Raw genomic sequence first — 20,909 nt, 5'->3', positions numbered from 1 at the left:
TAGGCCACCAGGCATCAGAGTCAATTAGCGGCGCGAGCGCACAATTTGATAGCGGCGGGTGAAGTACTCAAACGGCGCACTCCACACGTGTACAAGACGTGTGAATGGAAACAGTAGGAATATCGTCATGCCTAACACCAGATGGGCACGGAATATCGGCGCCACGCCATCCAGATGCGCAGATGCGCCCCCCTGGAAAGTCACCACCGACTGCGCCCAACCGACCAGTTTCAGCATTTCACTACCGTCAGGGTGTTGTGCGGAGAACGGAATAGTGGTTAAGCCGAGAATGCATTGAACCAGCAGAATGCACAGGATCAGAATATCAGCGGTGGATGATGTTGCGCGAATGCGTGGATTAGTCAGGCGCCGCACCAGCAACCCCGCGCCCCCAATCAGCGTTAACACGCCGCAGACACCGCCAAGAATCATAGCCATTTGCTGTTTCACCGCAATCGGCAGGAACCAGGCATACATCCAGTGCGGGGTCAGCATGCCAAACAGGTGACCGAAAAAAATCCCCAGAATGCCGATATGGAACAAGTTTGACCATAACACCATACCGCGTTTGTCCAGCATTTGACTGGAAGAGGCGCGCCAGGTGTATTGCCCGTAGTCGTAACGCAACCAACTGCCGAGGATAAACACCGTGCCGCACAAATACGGGTAGATATCGTAAAAGAAGACGTTCAGATACTGTATCATTTCGGACCTCCCGCGCTGACGTCGACATACTGCGGCGCCACGTCCTGGCTAAAGCGTCGTTGATAGTTTTGTAACGGTGAACTGTCACAAGCGGTGGCGTTATCTTCGATAAACTTCACCTGTTCCTCTTCCCAGACCGCATCCAGGGCCTGACGGGTATCGTCACGTGTTTCTGCGCCAACCTGTCTGGTGACACTGTCACTTGAAAGGGAACTTCCTGCAAGTAGCAGCAGGGCGTCAAACAACTGATACCATGGCGTATCGCGCTGTTTTAAGCGACCGCCAAGCAGTGCCAGAATGGGGGCGACATTCTGTAAACCTTCTTTGGCCTGGGCCTCCGGCAGCACGCTTAAATACTCCAGATACAACGGTAGATGATCCGGCAGTTCGCGGCAGTTAAGCTGGAGCCCGACCTTTTCGTACTGCGCCAGCAGATCAACCATCGCCTGGCCGCGATCACGCGACTCGGCATGGACATGTTCGAACAACAGCAGTGAGGTGGCGCGCCCCCGATCAAACACCTCGCACCATTCGGCTTGCTTATCCAGTAATGGCGCATTGAGCAGTGCCTGGCTAAATTCGATAAGCATTGGGGCATCGCTGGACACGAGCGCCAGCGCGTCGTCTTTACACTCCCACAGCAGTTCGTCCGGATATTCCATCAGCAGTCCGATAACCTTGAGGATTTGCATTATTCACCCTCCGCTTTATCGCGCACTTCGGTAATGTCGATGGCATCAATACGGCTGCTGTTAAACAGGTTGAACTTGGTATCCGAACCGTGACAGCCGTCGCCAAAGGTGAAACCACAACCGTTTTTCTCCGGGAAAGCGTCGCGCGCCATTTCACGGTGGCTGGTCGGGATCACGAAGCGGTCTTCATAGTTGGCGATAGCCAGATAACGATACATCTCCTCCACCTGCTCAACGGTCAGACCGACTTCCTCAATGGCGCGGGTATCCGTCACGCCTTCGACGGTTTGTGAGCGCATATAGTGGCGCATAGCCATCATGCGTTTGAGCGCGCGTAGTACCGGGGCGGTATCGCCAGCGCTTAGCATATTGGCAAGGTACTGTACCGGGATACGCAGTGATTCCACCGCCGGTAAAATATTGCCATTGTGCGGCAGGCCACCGGCATCAGCGACCGACTGAATCGGTGACAACGGCGGCACATACCAGACCATCGGCAGGGTGCGATACTCAGGATGTAACGGCAGCGCCAGCTTCCAGTCCATTGCCATTTTGTAGACCGGCGAACGTTGGGCTGCGTCGATAACATTCTGTGGAATGCCTTGTTTTAACGCCTCTTCGATGACCGCCGGATCGTGCGGATTGAGGAACACATCGCACTGACGCTCATACAGGTCGGTCTCATGCTCGGTACTGGCCGCTTCCTCGATGCGGTCGGCGTCGTACAGCAATACACCGAGATAACGGATACGCCCAACGCAGGTTTCCGAACATACCGTCGGCTGGCCGGACTCAATACGCGGGTAACAGAAAATGCACTTCTCTGACTTACCGCTCTTCCAGTTAAAATAGATTTTCTTGTATGGACAACCGCTGATACACAAACGCCAACCGCGGCATTTGTCCTGGTCGATCAGCACAATGCCGTCTTCCTCACGCTTATAGATGGCACCACTCGGGCAGGTGGCGACACAGCTTGGGTTCAGACAGTGTTCACAGAGTCGCGGTAAATACATCATGAAGGTGTTTTCGAACTGACCGTACATCTCCTTCTGCATTTTCTCGAAGTTTCGGTCACGGGCGCGTTTTGAGAACTCGCCGCCGAGCAGCTCTTCCCAGTTGGGGCCCCAGATAATCTTGTCCATCCGTTTACCGTCGATCAAAGAACGTGGACGCGCAGTGGGCTGGTTTTTGCCTTCCGGTGCGCTATGCAGATGCTGATAATCGTAGGTAAACGGTTCATAGTAATCATCGATTTGCGGGATCACCGGGTTGGCGAATATTTTGGTAATCACCCCCATCTTGCCGCCCAGACGCGGTCTTATCTTGCCGTTGACATCGCGAACCCAGCCGCCTTGCCACTCTTCCTGATCTTCCCAGTTTTTCGGATAACCAATGCCTGGTTTGGTCTCGACGTTGTTAAACCATGCATATTCCATCCCTTCGCGCCCGGTCCAGACGTTTTTACAGGTGACGGAGCAGGTGTGGCAGCCGATACACTTGTCAAGATTAAGAACCATGCCTACCTGTGAGCGTATTTTCATTTTTTCGCCTCCTGTACCTGATCGCGACCTTCATCATCCAGCCAGTTAATATTTTTCATTTTTCTAATCATGATGAACTCATCGCGGTTAGAGCCGACCGTACCGTAATAGTTAAAGCTGTACGCCAACTGCGCATAGCCACCGATCATATGCGTCGGTTTCGGGCAGACGCGGGTGACCGAGTTATGGATCCCGCCACGCATCCCGGTGACTTCTGAGCCGGGAATGTTCATGATTCGTTCCTGAGCGTGATACATCATGGTCATTCCCGGTGGCACGCGCTGACTCACTACCGCACGGGCGGTAAGCGCGCCATTGGCGTTAAAGGCTTCGATCCAGTCGTTATCTTCAATACCCAACTCTTTGGCATCGGTCTCGCTGATCCAGACGATGGGGCCGCCGCGCGACAGCGTCAGCATCAGCAGGTTTTCGCTGTAGGTGGAGTGGATCCCCCATTTCTGATGCGGCGTCAGGAAATTGAGCGCTTTTTCCGGGAAACCGTTAGGCGGAACGTCGCGCATTTCGCTAACGCTGCGGGTGTCGATAGGCGGACGGTAGGCCACCAGGCTTTCACCAAATGCACGCATCCACGCGTGATCCTGATACAACTGCTGGCGACCGGACAGGGTGCGCCATGGGATCAGCTCGTGGACGTTGGTATAGCCTGCGTTATAGGAGACATGTTCGCTTTCAAGACCGGACCAGGTCGGGCTGGAGATAATTTTGCGCGGCTGCGCCTGAATATCGCGAAAACGGATCTTCTCATCTTCTTTGTTCAACGCCAGATGCGTATGGTCGCGTCCGGTCATGGCGCCCAGCGCTTCCCAGGCTTTGACCGCCACCTGACCGTTGGTTTCCGGCGCCAGGGCGAGGATCACCTCCGACGCATCCAGTGCGGTGTCGATCAGCGGGCGACCTTTCGCCGGACCTTCGCGTTTGGTGTAGTTCAGCTGGCCGAGGAAATCGACCTCGGTCTGGGTATTCCAGGAGATACCTTTGCCACCGTTTCCAAGTTTGTCCATTAGCGGGCCGAGCGAGGTAAAACGTTCGTAGGTGGCAGGGTAGTCACGCTCCACGACGGCGATATTAGGCGCAGTTTTTCCTGGAACAAGATCGCATTCGCCTTTACGCCAGTCGAGGATGTCAAACGGCTGCGCCAGTTCTGCTGGTGAGTCGTGTTGCAGTGGTTGCAGGACGACATCGGTTTCTTGCCCAAGGTGCCCGACACAGACTTCCGAGAACACTTTGGCGATGCCTTTATAGATTTCCCAGTCGCTCTTCGATTCCCACGCCGGATCGACCGCCGCCGACAGCGGGTGAATAAACGGATGCATATCCGAGGTGTTCATATCATCTTTTTCGTACCAGGTGGCGGTCGGCAGAACGATATCGGAGAACAGACAGGTACTGGACATACGGAAATCGAGCGTGACCAGCAGATCAAGCTTGCCTTCAATCGCCGCAGCCTGCCATTCCACCTCTTCAGGTTTAATGCCCTCGCTTGAACCGAGCGCTTCTCCCTGGATCCCGCTTTCGGTACCCAGCAAATATTTGAGCATGTATTCATGCCCTTTACCGGAGGAGCCGAGCAGGTTAGAGCGCCAGACAAAGAGGTTGCGCGGATGGTTGTGGCCGCTGTCCGGCTGCTCGCAGGCAAAACGGATATCACCCGATTTCAGCGCTTGTGCGGTGTATTCCACAGGAGACAAGCCAGCCTGTTCAGCCTTCGCTTTCACGGTCAATGGGTTGAGGTTAAGCTGCGGGGCGGACGGCAGCCAGCCCATTCTTTCGGCGCGTACGTTAAAGTCGATTAAATGCCCGCTAAATTTCGACGCGTCGGCCAGCGGAGAGAGGAGCTCCTGCGCGGTAAGTTTTTCATAACGCCACTGGCTGGAGTGGTTGTAGAAAAACGAAGTGCTGTTCATCTGACGCGGCGGGCGGTTCCAGTCCAGCGCAAACGCCAGCGGTAACCAGCCGGTTTGCGGACGCAGTTTCTCCTGACCCACATAGTGCGCCCAGCCACCGCCGCTTTGCCCCACGCAGCCACAGAACACCAGCATGTTAATCATGCCACGGTAGTTCATGTCCATGTGATACCAGTGATTAACGCCAGCCCCGAGGATGATCATCGACCGGCCATGAGTTTTGTGTGCCGTATCGGCAAACTCCCTGGCGATTTGTTCGATATGACGGCGTGGCACACCGGTAATTTGCTCGCCCCAGGCCGGGGTGTAGGCTTTCACTTCGCTGTAATCTTGCGCGCTATGAACGTCATCCAGACCACGATCGAGACCGTAATTCGCCAGTACCAGATCATAAACGCTCACTACCGGACAACTGCGGCCATCGGCGAGGCTGAGGCGTTTTACCGGAAGTTGCCGTACCAGCACAGGTTCTTGTTTGACGCTGCGAAAATGCGGGTTTTCGTTGCCGCCAAAGTAGGGGAATGCTACCCCAGCCACGTCATCATGCTGACCCAGCAACGAGAGGGAAAGTTCTGTTTCTGCCCCTGCGGCCAACGACTCGAGGTTCCATTTTCCCGTCTCACCCCAGCGAAAGCCGATGGAGCCGTTCGGCACGACCAGCTCACCGTCGCTGTTAAAGGCCACGGTTTTCCACTCCGGATTGTTGCTTTCGCCCAGACCGTCAACAAGGTCTGAAGCGCGCATCATACGTCCAGGCACGTAGCTGCCGTCTTCGCGTGCCTCCAGCAGAACCAGCATTGGCATATCGGTATAGCGGCGGCAGTAATTGAGGAAGTAGTCGCTGGGCCTGTCGAGGTGGAACTCTTTCAGGATGACGTGGCCCATGGCCATCGCCAGCGCGCTGTCGGTGCCTTGTTTTGGTGCCAGCCACTGGTCGCACAGTTTGGCGACTTCCGAGTAGTCTGGCGTAATGGCAATGGTTTTAGTGCCTTTGTAGCGCACTTCGGTAAAAAAGTGCGCGTCAGGCGTACGGGTCTGTGGGACGTTAGAACCCCAGGCAATAATATAACTGGAGTTATACCAGTCGGCGGATTCAGGAACGTCGGTCTGTTCGCCCCAGGTCATTGGCGACGCAGGCGGTAAGTCGCAATACCAGTCATAAAAGCTCAGGCAGGTGCCGCCAAGAAGGGAAAGATAACGCGTGCCTGCGGCATAGGAGACCATCGACATTGCCGGAATAGGTGAAAATCCGGCCACGCGATCCGGGCCGTAGGTCTTTACCGTCCAGACGTTGGCGGCGGCAATCAACTGATTAAGTTCTTTCCAGCTAGAACGGATAAAACCACCGCGACCGCGTACCTGCTTGTAGCTCTGGCATTTTTGCGGGTCGTTCATAATCGATTCCCAGGCCAGCACCGGGTCGGACTGGCGGGTCAGGGCGTCGCGCCACAGTTCGATCAAACGTTTACGCACTAACGGATATTTCAGGCGGTTGGCGCTGTAAAGATACCAGGAGTAGCTGGCGCCGCGCGGACAGCCGCGGGGTTCATGATTTGGCAGGTCAGGGCGGGTGCGCGGGTAGTCAGTTTGCTGCGTTTCCCAGGTCACCAGTCCGTTTTTGACGTAGATTTTCCAGCTACATGAGCCGGTACAGTTCACGCCGTGGGTAGAGCGCACAATTTTATCGAACTGCCAGCGCTGACGATAACTGTCTTCCCAGTCCCGATTGGTGTGCATCACTTGCCCATGCCCCTCGGCAAACGTATCGCCCTTTTGTTTAAAGTAGCGAAAGCGATCTAACAGTTTACTCATGACATAACTCCTGCTTCGATAATATTGCCGACGATGAATCGCACACCAGGCCTGCCTGAATGTCCGATCCAGCGGTATCCATTTCGTTATTTTTTTTGTGATTTACGGCCATAGACCAGCCAGGTCACCAGCACACAGACGATGTAAAACACCAAAAATATTTTCATAGCCCCCACCGGAGAGCCGGTTAGCGCCAGGGATGAACCAAACGCTTTGGGGATGAAGAAGCCGCCCACAGCGCCAATGGCTGAGATGAATCCAAGCGCGGCGGCGGTGTCGGTTACCGCTTCACGCTGGGCCTGTTCCTCTGTACCACCGCGCAGTTTCACCCGGTAAATCGTGATTTTGCGAAAGATCACCGCAATCATCTGGAAGGTCGACCCGCTTCCCAGACCCGCGGTCAGGAACAGCCCCATAAACACCAGATAGAAGGCGACAAAGTTTCCTTCGCCGGACCCCGGCAGAGTAAGAAACAGCAGGGCGCTGAACAGTGCCATAAAGATGAAGTTAATTAACGTGACGCGTACACCGCCGAACTTGTCAGAGATGACGCCGCCAGCCGATCGCGCCAGCGCGCCGATGAAGGGGCCGAAGAACGCCAGTTGCAGAATATCCACGTCAGGAAATTGCGTTTTCGCCAGCATGGCAAAGCCCGCCGAAAAGCCGATAAATGACCCGAAAGTTGCAAGATACAGCAGGCTTAACAGCCACAAGTGAAAACGCTTGAGGACCGGTAACTGGGAAGCAATAGAAGCCTTCGAACTGGCAATATCATTCATTCCCATACCTGCCGCCAGGGTGGCTATTAGCAGAAGTGGAACCCAAATCCATGCGGCATTGGCCAGCGACAATAACGAGCCATCTGCTTGCGGTACGCCCTGGACGCCCAAAAAGGTAAATATGGGCAGAAAAATCACCAGCGGCGCGATCAACTGCATCACGCTGACGCCGAGGTTGCCAAGACCGCCGTTAACGCCCAGCGCGCTGCCTTGCTTTGCTTTGGGGAAGAAAAAACTAATATTGCCCATGCTGGAGGCAAAGTTAGCGCCAGCAAAACCGCACATCAGCGCAATAATAATAAATACTCCAAACGGAGTAGCGGTATTTTGCACGGCAAATCCCAGCCAGACGCAGGGAATAACCAGAATAATCGTGCTAAAAATGGTCCAACGGCGACCGCCAAATATAGGTACCATAAAGGAGTAGGGAACGCGCAATATTGCACCAGAAAGGGAGGGTAATGCCGTTAATAAAAACAGTTGATCGGTGGTGAAATTAAAACCAATTTTATTCAGATTGACGGCTACGGCGCTAAACAGCATCCAGACGCAGAAGGCAAGCAAAAGGCAACTTACTGATATCAAAAGATTTCTACGGGCAATGTGCTTGCCTTTGTTTTCCCAAAAGGCAGGGTTTTCTGGTTTCCAGTCAGTCAAAAGATAACGATTATTTTTCTCATTTGATGATGACATATTATTCTCCATGCACATGCCGTTCATGAAAAAGAAATAAAAGCATACAGGCCGCGCGGCTTCTTTTTAGAAACTATTGAAAGGTTTTGGGAATATTGACTGAAAGAATAGATAAAAAAGCGCAATAACGCGGGATAAGAGGAGAATTACAGGTTGGTTAAGTGTTACTAATTGTAAACTTAAATGATGTATTGTTTGTTCATCTATAACATCAACTAAATAACTCAAGCGTAATCATACGATCCAGGTGGTGCTCGAAAGCGGGATCGGCCATTTCCTCTATGCCCAACACATACATACCATCCAGGCCGCAGACCACTGCGATTAAACGCCATGCGACATCGGCGGCATCTGGGGTGGATAAAAACTCACCGGCTTTCTGTCCCTGAGTGATGATGTTAGCCGTTTCCTCATGCCACATCCGCATGGTCAGCAGATAGGCGCTTTTGATCTCAGGATCTTTATCTGCCAGCACCTGTGCTTCACGCCACAGCCTGATATGGGGTTCGAACCCGCCATCTTCGCTGCCCAGCATGGCATGCAGCCGTTCCCGAAAACTGGCGTTTTCGCTGACCAGTTCAGCATCAAGCAGGGTACGGATCAGGCGCACAAAAGCCTGTGACTTGAGTTCACCGGCAGAGGAAAAGTGATGATGCACCTGACCCGTCGCCACATGGGCTTCCGCCGCTATACGTCGTACGGTCATGGCAGTAAACCCTTCTTCCAGTGCAACGCGCATCGCCGCTTGCAGAATCACTTCCCGACGTTCATCCCGGTTCAGATAGCTCATCATTCCTCCTGTATCTCAATAGCACGCAGTCTAACAAAAAGTTGGACATACGTTCAATTTTCCGTAGGATCGCTAAAGCTGGACATGTGTCCAGTTTCGGTTTCGTTAGGGAGTTTTATGTTTCGTCAGTGGTTAACGTTAGTCATTATTGTACTGGTCTACATCCCTGTTGCGATTGATGCAACGGTGCTGCACGTTGCCGCGCCCACGCTGAGTATGACGCTGGGTGCCAGTGGTAACGAGCTGCTGTGGATTATTGATATTTATTCGCTGGTCATGGCTGGCATGGTGTTGCCAATGGGGGCATTGGGCGATCGCATCGGTTTTAAACGTCTGCTGCTGTTGGGCGGGGGGTTATTTGGCCTGGCATCGCTGGCCGCTGCGTTTGCCCACAGCGCCAGTTGGCTGATTGCCACGCGGGCGGTATTAGCGATCGGGGCGGCGATGATTGTTCCGGCTACGCTCGCGGGTATTCGCGCCACCTTTGCCGAACAGCGTCATCGCAATATGGCGCTCGGCGTCTGGGCCGCTGTCGGTTCTGGCGGCGCGGCGTTTGGGCCATTAGTAGGCGGCATACTGCTGGAGCACTTCTATTGGGGATCCGTGTTCTTAATCAATGTGCCTATTGTTGTGGTGGTAATGGCATTGACGGCTCGTTTCGTGCCGCGCCAGGCTGGACGTCGCGATCAATCGTTAAATTTTGGTCATGCGATAATGCTGATTGTCGCTATTCTGCTGCTGGTCTATAGCGCCAAAACCGCCCTGAAAGGTCATATGGCGACCACTGCCATCGTGCTGACATTGTTAACCGGAGCATTGCTGTTGGGGCAGTTTGTCCGTATCCAGCTTGCAGCTTCGCGGCCAATGATTGATATGCGGCTGTTTACGCATCGCATTATCTTAAGCGGCGTAGTAATGGCGATGACCGCGATGATTACGCTGGTTGGTTTCGAACTGCTGATGGCTCAGGAGCTCCAGTTTGTGCACGGTTTGACGCCGTATCAGGCCGGTCTGTTTATGCTGCCGGTGATGCTGGCAAGTGGTTTCAGCGGCCCCATTGCCGGCATGTTGGTGTCACGTCTGGGATTACGTTGTGTGGCAACGGCGGGCATGGCGCTCAGCGCCGTCAGTTTTTACGGTCTGGCGATGACGGATTTCAGTACGCAGCAAATACAAGCGTGGATATTGATGGCCTTGCTCGGATTCAGCGCGGCAAGTGCGCTTTTGGCCTCAACTGCGGCAATCATGGCAGCAGCCCCGGCAGAAAAAGCGGCAGCGGCTGGCGCCATTGAGACGATGGCTTATGAACTTGGCGCCGGGCTTGGCATCGCTATCTTTGGCTTACTGTTGAGCCGTAGCTTTTCTGCCTCGATTCTGCCACCTGCCGGACTTAATCCGCAGGAGATAGAGCGCGCCTCATCATCAATGGGCGAAGCGGTGCAACTTGCGCATTCGCTCCCGTCGTCGCTGAGTGAGGCATTGCTGGCGGCTGCCAGAGAAGCCTTTACCTGGTCACATAGCGTGGCCTTAAGCAGCGCTGGCAGTATGCTTATCGTATTAGCGATAGGGATGTGGTTCAGTCTGGCAAAGCTACAGCGTCAATAACTAGTGGGCTAAATGACAGGGGTAATCCATCTCTTCGACTTCTTTTCCACTCAAGCGAGCGTATTGCCCCGTCAGTCTCCAGAATGCAGGTTGAGTTTCCGTATAGATCTCTGCTGCTAACACCAGGCGGCGGCGATCTACCTCGTTAAGTTCCAGTAGCGTCCACGGCACAAAATAGCGTTCGCTACCCGTCAGGGTAAACCACAGCGGGCACCCACAGCCGGAACAGAAGAAACGTTCACCACGATTTGAAGAAGGAAAGTGTGAGGGTTGGGCTGAATCCGGCGACATCTGCGGATGAGCGCTGGCCTCCAGATACATAGCGATGCCACCCGACCATTTCTGACACAACGTACAGTGGCAGGCATAGACATCCAGCATTTCGACGTCAACGGTAAAATGACTCTGTCCGCAAAGACAACGACCAGTGAACGTCTGCACGGCATACTCCTTATGACCGAGACTACATCAAGAGAAAAAGCCAGCCCCGAAAGGACTGGCTTTGTATTCAGACTACAACAAAATTAGAACTGGTAGTTCAGACCAACAGCCACGATGTTGTCAGTGCTTACACCTGCATAGCGGGTGAAGTTGTTGTCATCCAGCAGGTTGATTTTGTAATCAACGAAGGTAGACATGTTTTTGTTGAAGTAGTAGGTAGCACCCAGGTCTACGTATTCAACCAGATCCTGGTCGCCGAAATAACCCAGATCTTTACCTTTGGATTTCAGGTAAGCAACGGACGGACGCAGGCCGAAGTCGAACTGGTACTGAGCAACAGCTTCAAAGTTCTGAGCTTTGTTAGCAATACCGTCGATTTTACCGAACGTAGTCATGTTGCGGGTTTCGGAGTAGGTGGTCGCCAGGTAGATGTTATTCGCATCATATTTCAGACCAGCAGCCCATACTTCCGCATTCTGACCGGATGCGTACAGACCGTTGTTACCGTTACGAACCTGACGGTCGGTACGGTCAGATTTCGCGTAGGTCGCACCAACGCCAAAACCTTCGTACTCATAAGTAGTAGACAGACCGAAACCGTCGCCGTTTGCTTCTACTTCATTGTTACGATCGTTTTTGCCCTGATACTGAGCAGCAAAGTTCAGACCTTCAACCAGACCGAAGAAATCGGTGTTACGGTAGGTTGCAACGCCGGTAGCACGCTGAGTCATGAATACGTCAGTCTGGGTCCAGGTATCGCCACCGAACTCTGGCAGAACGTCGGTCCATGCGCCGATGTCGTAAGCTACGCCGTAGTTACGACCGTAGTCGAAAGAACCGTATTCAGCGAATTTCAGGCCAGCAAATGCCAGACGGGTTTTGTCTGCTTCGGAACCCTGATCTTCAGAACGGTTGCCTTTGAATTCATATTCCCACTGACCAAAACCAACCAGTTGGTCATTGATCTGAGTTTCGCCTTTGAAGCCCAGACGTGCGTAGGTTTTGTCGCCATCGCTGCTGGTGTCATCAGAGAAATAATGCTGAGCGTGAACTTTACCGTAGATATCCAGTTTGTTTGCGTCTTTGTTATATACCTCAGCCGCGTTTACTGCACCTGCCGCCAACAGGCTAGTCACTGCCACTGCAACTAATTTAAGTTTCATTCTAAATAATCCTTATAATTTTTTCTTGGTGTGTTTCCTAAACCATTGCTAAACGAAGGGGTTCGTCAATGGCAAACCATTTTTAAATGACGCAGTGGTATAAGTTCAATAATAAGTTTCATAATATTGCGAAATATTTGAAGTTGTGTGATCCAGATCTACATAATACAGCTGATTGTATTAATCTTAATATGTGACAAATCTGATGAGATATATTTACGCAGGGGACTATTATGGCAGCTATGGTTTAAATGGCGTTAGTTTCGCTTGTATAATATATACATGCGGAGGGTTATAGATAAACATGAAATACTTTCACGCGTTAACTAATAATCATACATTTAACATTTAATTAAACAAATATAAACAAAAAACACAAGTGCAATGCGCAATAATTATCCATCAGCCTGGCTAAAGTATAGCCGGATTTTATTTATTTGTGATAAAACCCGTTTTTTTTCAGGCGCGGCGCGTTGCCAACCAGCAAAGTAGCGAGCCAGCGCAAACCATCAGCGCGCCTTGCCAGAAAGAAAGTGATAGCGGGGCGCTGAGTAGCACGGCGGCAAGCGCGGAGGACAGTACGGGGGTAAAATAAGAACCCACCGCCATAATGGTGACATTACCGTGCAAAATACCAATATTCCACGCAGCATAGGCAAATCCTAACGTTAATGCTGCAGTGAACATTTTAATCGTCACCGGAGTGCTGAAAACCATTTCCGGCTGAGGGGTGACAAAATAGTAAACCCACAGACTTGCGGCTGTCAGTAAGACGAACACCGTGATGCCGTTAAAGCCTTTTGCAAATTTATTGGTCACTGTGCAATATGTGGCCCAGATAAAAGCCCCCAGAAAGGCGAGAAAATAACTGAGCGGACTACTGGCAACATTGCTGATAATTTCGCCAGGATTGAGGCCATTTTCACCACCTAATACCCAACAAACACCGGTCAATGCGATAATTAATCCAGGAATGACCAGCCAGGTTGATTTTTGACCATTAAATAATATGGCGAACAATATCGTCAGGCTTGGCCAGAGATAATTTACCATCCCGACTTCAATAGCCTGATGACGGGTAGCGGCATAACCAAGGGCCAGTGCTAAACAAATTTCATAGCTAACAAAAAGCACGCTACCGGCGATTAAATAGCGAACAGGAATTTTTCTGATATTTGGAAATCCGACAGTAAATATGAGCAACAGGCCGCTTAATGAAAAAATCATCGCTGCGCCGCCAGCAGGTCCCAGTCCCTCACTCACTCCCCGAATAAGCCCAACCATCGTGCTCCAGAGTACGATGGCAATCAGACCAATTAACGTTGCTTTTTGTTTTGTCATTCTGTTTCTCTGTCCATACCACTGGCAAAAAATAAGCTGAAATTTATAGCACTTTTACACCGTAGCACGCTAATTAATTACCTTTTGCATACCTCCTTATGGGTACAAGGGTTAAACAAAGTGCACTATTTAGTAGCGGAACCGTTTCGTTTTTGATTTGACGCAAAAAAAATATGGATATAGCTGATAGTTTCGTCGCGAAGTTGTACATGTCATCTTTCAGGCTGCCTCGATTACGCACTTTGAGAGATTTCTTGTACGAATCCCTGCAAAAAAGAGGAAAGCAATGGACGTCAGCCGCAGACAATTTTTTAAAATCTGCGCGGGCGGTATGGCGGGAACAACAGTAGCCGCTCTGGGTTTTGCACCCAAAATGGCACTGGCTCAGGCGCGAAACTATAAGTTATTACGCGCCAAAGAGATCCGAAACACCTGCACATACTGTTCCGTAGGTTGCGGGCTATTAATGTATAGCCTGGGTGATGGAGCAAAAAACGCCAAAGAGTCGATTTACCATATTGAAGGGGATCCGGATCATCCGGTGAGCCGGGGGGCATTATGTCCTAAGGGCGCAGGATTACTGGATTACGTACACAGTGAAAACCGTCTGCGTTACCCGGAATATCGCGCTCCTGGTTCCGACAAATGGCAGCGTATCAGCTGGGATGAAGCTTTCTCCCGCATCGCGAAGCTGATGAAAACTGACCGTGACGCCAACTTTATTGAGAAAAATGAGCAGGGCGTAACGGTTAACCGCTGGCTTTCAACCGGGATGCTGTGCGCATCTGCAGCAAGTAATGAAACCGGCATGCTGACGCAAAAATTTGTGCGCTCACTCGGCATGCTGGCAGTAGACAACCAGGCGCGCGTCTGACACGGACCAACGGTAGCAAGTCTTGCTCCAACATTTGGTCGCGGTGCGATGACCAACCACTGGGTTGATATTAAAAATGCTAACGTCGTGATGGTGATGGGCGGTAACGCCGCTGAAGCACATCCGGTGGGATTCCGCTGGGCGATGGAAGCTAAAAACAACAATGACGCCACGCTGATTGTTGTTGACCCACGTTTTACACGTACAGCCTCGGTGGCGGATATTTACGCACCGATTCGTTCCGGCACGGACATTACGTTCCTGTCCGGCGTTTTGCTGTACCTGATTGAAAATAACAAAATCAACGCTGAATACGTTAAGCATTACACCAACGCCAGCCTGCTGGTGCGGGATGATTTTGCTTTCGAAGAGGGTCTGTTCAGCGGATATGACGCGAAAAAACGTCAGTATGATAAATCGTCCTGGAACTATCAGTTCGATGAAAACGGCTACGCCAAACGCGATGAAACATTAAGTCATCCGCGCTGCGTGTGGAACCTGCTGAAACAGCATGTATCCCGTTACACGCCAGATGTGGTGGAAAATATCTGTGGTACGCCGAAAGAAGACTTCCTGAAAGTCTGCGAAGTGCTGGCCTCCACCAGCGCGGCCGATCGTACCACCACCTTCCTGTATGCGCTGGGCTGGACGCAGCATACCGTCGGGGCGCAAAACATCCGCACCATGGCGATGATCCAGTTGCTGCTCGGCAATATGGGGATGGCCGGTGGTGGTGTCAACGCCTTGCGCGGTCACTCCAACATTCAGGGGTTAACCGACTTAGGTCTGCTCTCTACCAGTCTGCCGGGCTACCTGACGCTACCGTCAGAAAAACAGACAGATCTGCAAACCTATCTGGCCGCGAACACGCCAAAAGCGACGTTGGCCGATCAGGTTAACTACTGGGGCAACTATCCGAAGTTTTTCGTTAGCCTGATGAAATCTTTCTACGGCAATGCGGCGCAGAAAGAGAATGACTGGGGCTTTGAGTGGCTGCCGAAGTGGGATCAGTCCTACGACGTGATCAAATACTTCAATATGATGGATAGCGGAAAAGTCACCGGCTACATCTGTCAGGGCTTTAACCCGGTTGCGTCCTTCCCGGACAAAAACAAAGTGGTGCAGTCCCTGAGCAAACTGAAGTATCTGGTCGTTATCGATCCGCTGGTGACAGAAACTTCAACGTTCTGGCAAAACCACGGCGAATCAAACGACGTTGATCCGGCATCTATCCAGACCGAAGTCTTCCGTTTGCCGTCAACCTGCTTTGCGGAAGAGGACGGTTCAATTGCCAACTCCGGTCGCTGGTTGCAGTGGCACTGGAAAGGTCAGGACGCGCCGGGCGAAGCCCGTAACGATGGCGAAATTCTGGCCGGCATTTACCACCGTCTGCGCGACATGTACCGCACTGAAGGCGGTAAAGCAGTTGAACCCGTGCTGAAAATGAGCTGGAACTATAAGCAGCCGGACGAACCGCATTCAGAGGAAGTGGCGAAAGAGAACAACGGCTATGCGCTGGAAGATCTCTATGATGCCAACGGTGTGCTGATTGCGAAGAAAGGCCAGTTGCTCAATAGCTTTGCGCTGCTGCGTGATGATGGCACTACCTCATCTTCCTGCTGGATTTATACCGGTAGCTGGACCGAGCAGGGCAACCAGATGGCCAACCGCGATAACGCCGACCCGTCAGGGCTGGGTAATACGCTGGGTTGGGCATGGGCATGGCCACTGAACCGTCGCGTTCTGTATAACCGCGCGTCGGCGGATCCGCAGGGTAAACCGTGGGATCCAAAACGCATGCTGATCCAGTGGAACGGTACGAAGTGGACGGGGAACGACATCCCGGACTTCAACACCGCGGCGCCTGGCAGCGGCACCAATCCGTTTATCATGCAGCCGGAAGGTCTGGGTCGTCTGTTCGCCATTGATAAGATGGCGGAAGGGCCGTTCCCGGAACACTACGAGCCAATGGAAACGCCGCTGGGTACCAACCCGCTGCACCCGAACGTAATCTCCAACCCGGCAGCCCGTCTGTACGAGGCGGATAAGCTACGCATGGGAACCAAACAGGACTTCCCGTACGTTGGGACGACTTATCGTCTGACCGAACACTTCCATACCTGGACCAAGCACGCATTGCTGAATGCAATTGCTCAACCAGAACAGTTTGTGGAAATCAGCGAAACGCTGGCGGCAGCGAAAGGTATCAATAACGGCGATCGCGTGAAAGTCAGCAGCAAGCGTGGATTTATTCGCGCAGTTGCGGTGGTTACGCGTCGTCTGCGTACCCTGAACGTCAATGGTCAGCAGGTCGAAACGGTTGGGATCCCGATCCACTGGGGCTTTGAAGGAGTCGCGCGTAAAGGCTATATCGCCAACACCCTGACGCCGAATGTCGGTGATGCAAACTCGCAAACGCCGGAATACAAAGCGTTTTTAGTAAACATCGAGAAGGCGTAAGGGGGCGAATATATGTCTATGGAAACGCAGGACATCATCAAACGGTCCGCAACAAACTCCATCACGCCGCCGCCTCAGGCCCGTGATTACAAAGCAGAGGTCGCGAAACTGATCGATGTGTCCACCTGTATAGGCTGTAAGGCCTGCCAGGTGGCGTGTTCAGAGTGGAACGATATCCGCGATGAAGTCGGTCATTGCGTCGGGGTGTATGACAACCCCGCCGATCTCAGCGCCAAATCCTGGACGGTGATGCGATTTAGCGAAACCGAACAGAACGGCAAGCTTGAGTGGCTAATTCGTAAAGACGGCTGTATGCACTGTGAAGATCCGGGCTGCCTGAAGGCGTGCCCGTCTGCCGGGGCGATTATTCAGTACGCCAACGGGATTGTCGATTTCCAGTCAGAGCACTGCATTGGCTGCGGCTACTGTATTGCCGGGTGTCCATTTAATATTCCGCGCCTCAATAAAGAGGATAACCGCGTGTATAAATGTACGCTGTGTGTGGACCGCGTCAGCGTCGGGCAGGAGCCTGCCTGCGTCAAGACCTGTCCAACAGGGGCAATACATTTCGGCACCAAGCAGGAAATGCTGGAAATGGGCGAACAGCGGGTGGCCAAACTGAAAGCTCGCGGTTTCGAACACGCCGGACTCTACAACCCGGAAGGTGTGGGGGGGACGCATGTGATGTACGTTCTGCATCATGCCAACCAGCCGGAGCTGTACCACGGCCTGCCGAAAGATCCGCAGATTGATACCTCTATCAATCTGTGGAAAGGGGCGCTGAAACCGCTGGCCGCAGCCGGATTTATCGCCACCTTCGCCGGACTTATTTACCACTACGTTGGTATTGGTCCGAATAAGGAAGTGGACGACGACGAGGAGGATCATCATGAGTAAGTCGAAAATGATTGTGCGCACGAAGTTTATCGACCGCGCCTGTCACTGGACGGTGGTGATCTGCTTCTTCCTGGTGGCGCTGTCGGGGATTTCATTTTTCTTCCCGACTCTGCAATGGCTGACGCAGACTTTCGGTACGCCGCAGATGGGGCGTATTTTGCACCCGTTCTTCGGGCTGCTGATCTTCGTGGCGTTAATGTTCATGTTTGTACGCTTTGTTCACCACAACATCCCGGATAAAAAAGATATTCCGTGGCTGAAAAACATTGTGGAAGTGCTGAAAGGCAATGAACATAAAGTGGCGGATGTGGGCAAGTACAACGCCGGACAGAAAATGATGTTCTGGTCGATCATGAGCATGATTTTCGTGCTGCTGATTACCGGCATTATTATCTGGCGTCCGTACTTTGCACAGTTCTTCCCGATGCAGGTCGTGCGTTATAGCCTGCTGATCCATGCGGCGGCAGGCATTATCCTGATGCACGCCATCCTCATCCATATGTATATGGCATTCTGGGTGAAAGGCTCTATTAAAGGCATGATCGAAGGGAAAGTGAGCCGTCGCTGGGCGAAGAAACATCACCCGCGCTGGTATCGCGAAGTCGAAAGACAAGAAGCGAAAAAAGAGAGCGAGGAAGGGGTTAACTAATCCCTGACGTTACCTCCACGTAATGGCGCTACATCAGTAGCGCCATTTTTTTGCCAAAAAAACGTCATGTTTCTGTCATCTGCTCAACGTAAGGTGTTGTCTTTTCAATAATAGAAGAGTTAAAAGACAATGCATCTGGTAAAAAAATTACTCGCAGTCAGCGTGTTTCTTTGTGCGTCCGCTCAGGCGCAGAACATCCTCGAATTTCCTCAGCCGGAAAATAACCCGGAAGAGTTTTATGCCGTAACTGAAATCCCGGCAGGTGGAATGATTAAATATGAAACCGACGCCAAAACCGGTTTTATCGTTGCCGATCGCTTCCAGTCAATGCCGGTTGCCTATCCCGCCAACTACGGCTCGTTGACTCAATCTTTAGCCGGTGACGGCGACCCGCTGGACGTCATTTTTTATACCCGTGCGCCACTGGCCCCAGGAACATTGATTAAGCTGCGCGCGATTGGCGTGCTGAAGATGATCGACGGCGGAGAAAAGGACGACAAAATTGTCGCCGTTCCGGCCAGTAAAATTGACCCGACTTATGATGACATCAAAGAGTTGAGCGATCTGCCCAAGATTGAAGTGCAACGCCTGGAATCTTTCTTCCGCGTGTACAAAGATCTGCCGGAAGGGCGCAAAAAAGTAGAATTAAACGGTTTCAACGACGCCGCTACGGCAAAGCAAGAGATCAAACAGGCCTGGGATGCCTGGAAAGAGAAAAAACCGCAGTAATACATGGCATGCCGGATGACGGGCCTACAGGCGCATTTTGCTGATGTAGGCCAGATAAGCTTGCGCCATCCGGCAATGCGGTTTACTCCAGTATTGAGTTCAGACGCGCAATCTCCTGACGCCATTGCGCTTGTAACAGCGGTTTTTGATGTTTCGGCTTACGAGCGAGATCGTCGGCCAGCCGCTGCTCCAGTTCGAGAAGTTGTTCCAGTAACGCATCACTGTCGCGGCTTATTTCATTTCTCGCTTCAACCACCGTTTTCGGGACGGGTATCTCAGCAGATGTTTCCCGAATTCGCGCGTTGATCGCGTCCAGATCGTGCCATTCGCTGAGTTCGCCGTTATCAATAAACCAGAACCGGTTACAGCTTTTGCTGATAAGTTGGCGATCGTGACTGACCAGCAGCACGCCGCCGTGATAGCTTTGCAGCGTTTCTGCCAGCGCCTCTTTGCCTTCCATATCCAGATGGTTGGTCGGTTCATCAAGCATCAGCAGGCTATAACGCGCAAGCGTCAGTCCCACAAACAATAACCGGGAACGCTCGCCACCGCTTAATGTACTGACCCGCTGTGCGTGACGAACCCATGGAAAGCCCGCGCTAATCAAGGCCATTTTGCGAATATCAGGCTGAGGAGCAAACGCTTCCAGCGCGTCAAACAGCGAGTCGTCATCAGCGAGTTGGTGCAGCGTCTGATCGTAATACCCCAGCGTAACGCGCGGATGTAACACCAATGAAGGCGATGCCAGCTGCGAGTGAAACTGTTGCCAGATAAGCCTTAACAGCGATGATTTCCCACAACCATTGCGCCCGACAATCGCCACGCGATCGCCGCTTTTTACGCGGATACCGGCTATCGAAAACAGCGAATCTGCGCCAGGAGCAGGGGCCACGGACAGATGAGTCATCTCCAGCAAACGATCCGCACGCAGGGCATCACCCTGCAATGTTAGTGTCCACTGACTTCCCGAGGTTACTTCGGTCTGTACCTCTTTCAGGCGCAGCACCTGTTTTTCCATCTGCTTGGCTTTACGGGAAAGGTCTTCGTTGTCGTAGACCCGCCCCCAGGTCGCCAGCCGTTTGGCGCTGGCGGTGACACGGTCGATCTCCTTTTGTTCAGCCTTATGGCGCAAAGCATCGCTGGCGTCTCTGTCTACCAGAGCCTGACGCGCCGCGCTACAGGGCAGATCGAAGGCATGCAGGGTGCGATCGCGCAGGATCCAGGTCCCGTGAGTCACGGCATCCAGCAACTGCGGATCGTGGGAAACCACCACAAAACTACCAGACCAGTTCTGTAAGAACTGTTCCAGCCACAGTAATGTAGGCAAATCCAGGTGGTTACCCGGTTCATCCAGCAGTAGCAGGTCAGGATTTCGCATCAGCGCCCGCGCTAATAACAGACGCGTGTGTTGTCCGCCGCTCAGCGTTTGTGCTGTCAGAGATAAATTCTCCGGCGTGAAACCCATTTCGGCCAGCAACGCTTCAACTCGCCATTGCTGGCTCGCGCGTTCATGCTCGGGAAGTTGAGCAAGCACCGCCTCTTGCAACGTAAGCGGCAGTATATCGTCAGGTAAATGTTGCTCCACACGTGCGAGATGACAGTGATTCGCCTGCGCGATAGACCCGCTGGTGGGTGAAATCGTGCCATCAAGCAGTTTTAACAGCGTACTTTTGCCGCAGCCGTTGTAACCGATAAGCCCGATGCGGTCACCTTTTTTCAGGGTGAAGGAAAGATCGTCGAATAGCGTGCCAAATGCCGTATCAACGTGTAAAGATTGTGCGGTTAGTAATGTGCTCATTGTTGCTTACTC

The 20,909-nt window shown here is 52.5% G+C and carries 14 protein-coding genes and 1 pseudogene; 5 read left to right on the top strand and 10 right to left on the bottom strand.

The features are described 5' to 3' along the window. Positions 1 to 24 precede the first annotated feature (24 nt). From narI to FDX09_RS12355, 6 genes are all read right to left on the bottom strand, one after another. Positions 25 to 705: a respiratory nitrate reductase subunit gamma gene (narI, locus tag FDX09_RS12380; protein ID WP_069324912.1), complete on the bottom strand. Its 681-nt coding sequence runs from the start codon at positions 703 to 705 to the stop codon at positions 25 to 27. After that, positions 702 to 1,397, bottom strand: coding sequence for a nitrate reductase molybdenum cofactor assembly chaperone (gene narW, locus FDX09_RS12375; RefSeq protein WP_137347287.1), 696 nt, complete (start codon positions 1,395 to 1,397; stop codon positions 702 to 704). Before narW ends, narI begins: the two co-directional genes overlap by 4 nt. After that, on the bottom strand, positions 1,397 to 2,941 hold the full coding sequence (gene narH, locus FDX09_RS12370) for a nitrate reductase subunit beta (RefSeq protein ID WP_038640659.1): 1,545 nt from the start codon (positions 2,939 to 2,941) through the stop codon (positions 1,397 to 1,399). The genes narW and narH overlap by 1 nt, the downstream gene beginning before the upstream one ends. Beyond that, positions 2,938 to 6,678 (bottom strand): nitrate reductase subunit alpha, encoded by a 3,741-nt coding sequence (locus tag FDX09_RS12365; RefSeq protein WP_137347286.1) that lies wholly within the window; start codon positions 6,676 to 6,678, stop codon positions 2,938 to 2,940. The genes narH and FDX09_RS12365 overlap by 4 nt, the downstream gene beginning before the upstream one ends. Before the next feature lie 86 nt (positions 6,679 to 6,764). After that, entirely contained in the window at positions 6,765 to 8,150 is a 1,386-nt protein-coding gene (locus tag FDX09_RS12360; RefSeq protein ID WP_087856598.1) for a NarK family nitrate/nitrite MFS transporter, read from the bottom strand. 211 nt (positions 8,151 to 8,361) lie between these two features. Next, complete coding sequence (locus FDX09_RS12355) at positions 8,362 to 8,940, bottom strand: TetR family transcriptional regulator (protein WP_085048192.1); 579 nt, start codon at positions 8,938 to 8,940, stop codon at positions 8,362 to 8,364. Between the two features lie 117 nt (positions 8,941 to 9,057). On the opposite strand from FDX09_RS12355, the gene FDX09_RS12350 reads away from it, so the two are divergent. After that, positions 9,058 to 10,545 carry an MFS transporter gene (locus FDX09_RS12350; RefSeq protein ID WP_087856599.1) on the top strand — a complete coding sequence of 496 codons (1,488 nt, stop codon included), beginning with the start codon at positions 9,058 to 9,060 and terminating at the stop codon, positions 10,543 to 10,545. Here the strand turns inward: FDX09_RS12350 and FDX09_RS12345 are convergent, their stop codons facing one another. The 3 genes from FDX09_RS12345 to yddG all read right to left on the bottom strand — a co-directional run bounded on the left by FDX09_RS12345 (position 10,546) and on the right by yddG (position 13,490). Next, positions 10,546 to 10,926, bottom strand: coding sequence for a GFA family protein (locus tag FDX09_RS12345; RefSeq protein WP_087856632.1), 381 nt, complete (start codon positions 10,924 to 10,926; stop codon positions 10,546 to 10,548). Between the two features lie 143 nt (positions 10,927 to 11,069). Next, positions 11,070 to 12,149: a porin OmpD gene (ompD, locus tag FDX09_RS12340; RefSeq protein ID WP_038640648.1), complete on the bottom strand. Its 1,080-nt coding sequence runs from the start codon at positions 12,147 to 12,149 to the stop codon at positions 11,070 to 11,072. Positions 12,150 to 12,608: 459 nt separating this feature from the next. Beyond that, positions 12,609 to 13,490 carry an aromatic amino acid efflux DMT transporter YddG gene (gene yddG, locus FDX09_RS12335; RefSeq protein ID WP_085048194.1) on the bottom strand — a complete coding sequence of 294 codons (882 nt, stop codon included), beginning with the start codon at positions 13,488 to 13,490 and terminating at the stop codon, positions 12,609 to 12,611. 286 nt (positions 13,491 to 13,776) lie between these two features. On the opposite strand from yddG, the gene fdnG reads away from it, so the two are divergent. From fdnG to FDX09_RS12315, 4 genes and pseudogenes are all read left to right on the top strand, one after another. Beyond that, positions 13,777 to 16,824, top strand: coding sequence for a formate dehydrogenase-N subunit alpha (fdnG, locus tag FDX09_RS12330; protein WP_121529057.1), 3,048 nt, complete (start codon positions 13,777 to 13,779; stop codon positions 16,822 to 16,824). 12 nt (positions 16,825 to 16,836) lie between these two features. After that, positions 16,837 to 17,721: a formate dehydrogenase N subunit beta gene (gene fdnH, locus FDX09_RS12325; RefSeq protein ID WP_038640640.1), complete on the top strand. Its 885-nt coding sequence runs from the start codon at positions 16,837 to 16,839 to the stop codon at positions 17,719 to 17,721. After that, positions 17,714 to 18,370 (top strand): formate dehydrogenase-N subunit gamma, encoded by a 657-nt coding sequence (gene fdnI / locus FDX09_RS12320; protein ID WP_038640638.1) that lies wholly within the window; start codon positions 17,714 to 17,716, stop codon positions 18,368 to 18,370. The genes fdnH and fdnI overlap by 8 nt, the downstream gene beginning before the upstream one ends. A gap of 129 nt (positions 18,371 to 18,499) precedes the next feature. Then, positions 18,500 to 19,100, top strand: a pseudogene (locus FDX09_RS12315) (inorganic diphosphatase); the annotation flags it as partial. Between the two features lie 81 nt (positions 19,101 to 19,181). Here FDX09_RS12315 and FDX09_RS12310 read toward each other — a convergent pair. Next, positions 19,182 to 20,897: an ABC-F family ATP-binding cassette domain-containing protein gene (locus FDX09_RS12310; protein WP_137347285.1), complete on the bottom strand. Its 1,716-nt coding sequence runs from the start codon at positions 20,895 to 20,897 to the stop codon at positions 19,182 to 19,184. Positions 20,898 to 20,909: the final 12 nt, after the last annotated feature.

Source organism: Citrobacter sp. wls717, assembly GCF_005280955.1.
GTDB classification, from domain to species: Bacteria; Pseudomonadota; Gammaproteobacteria; order Enterobacterales; family Enterobacteriaceae; genus Citrobacter; species Citrobacter werkmanii.
This window is presented reverse-complemented; position numbering and strand designations above follow the sequence as displayed.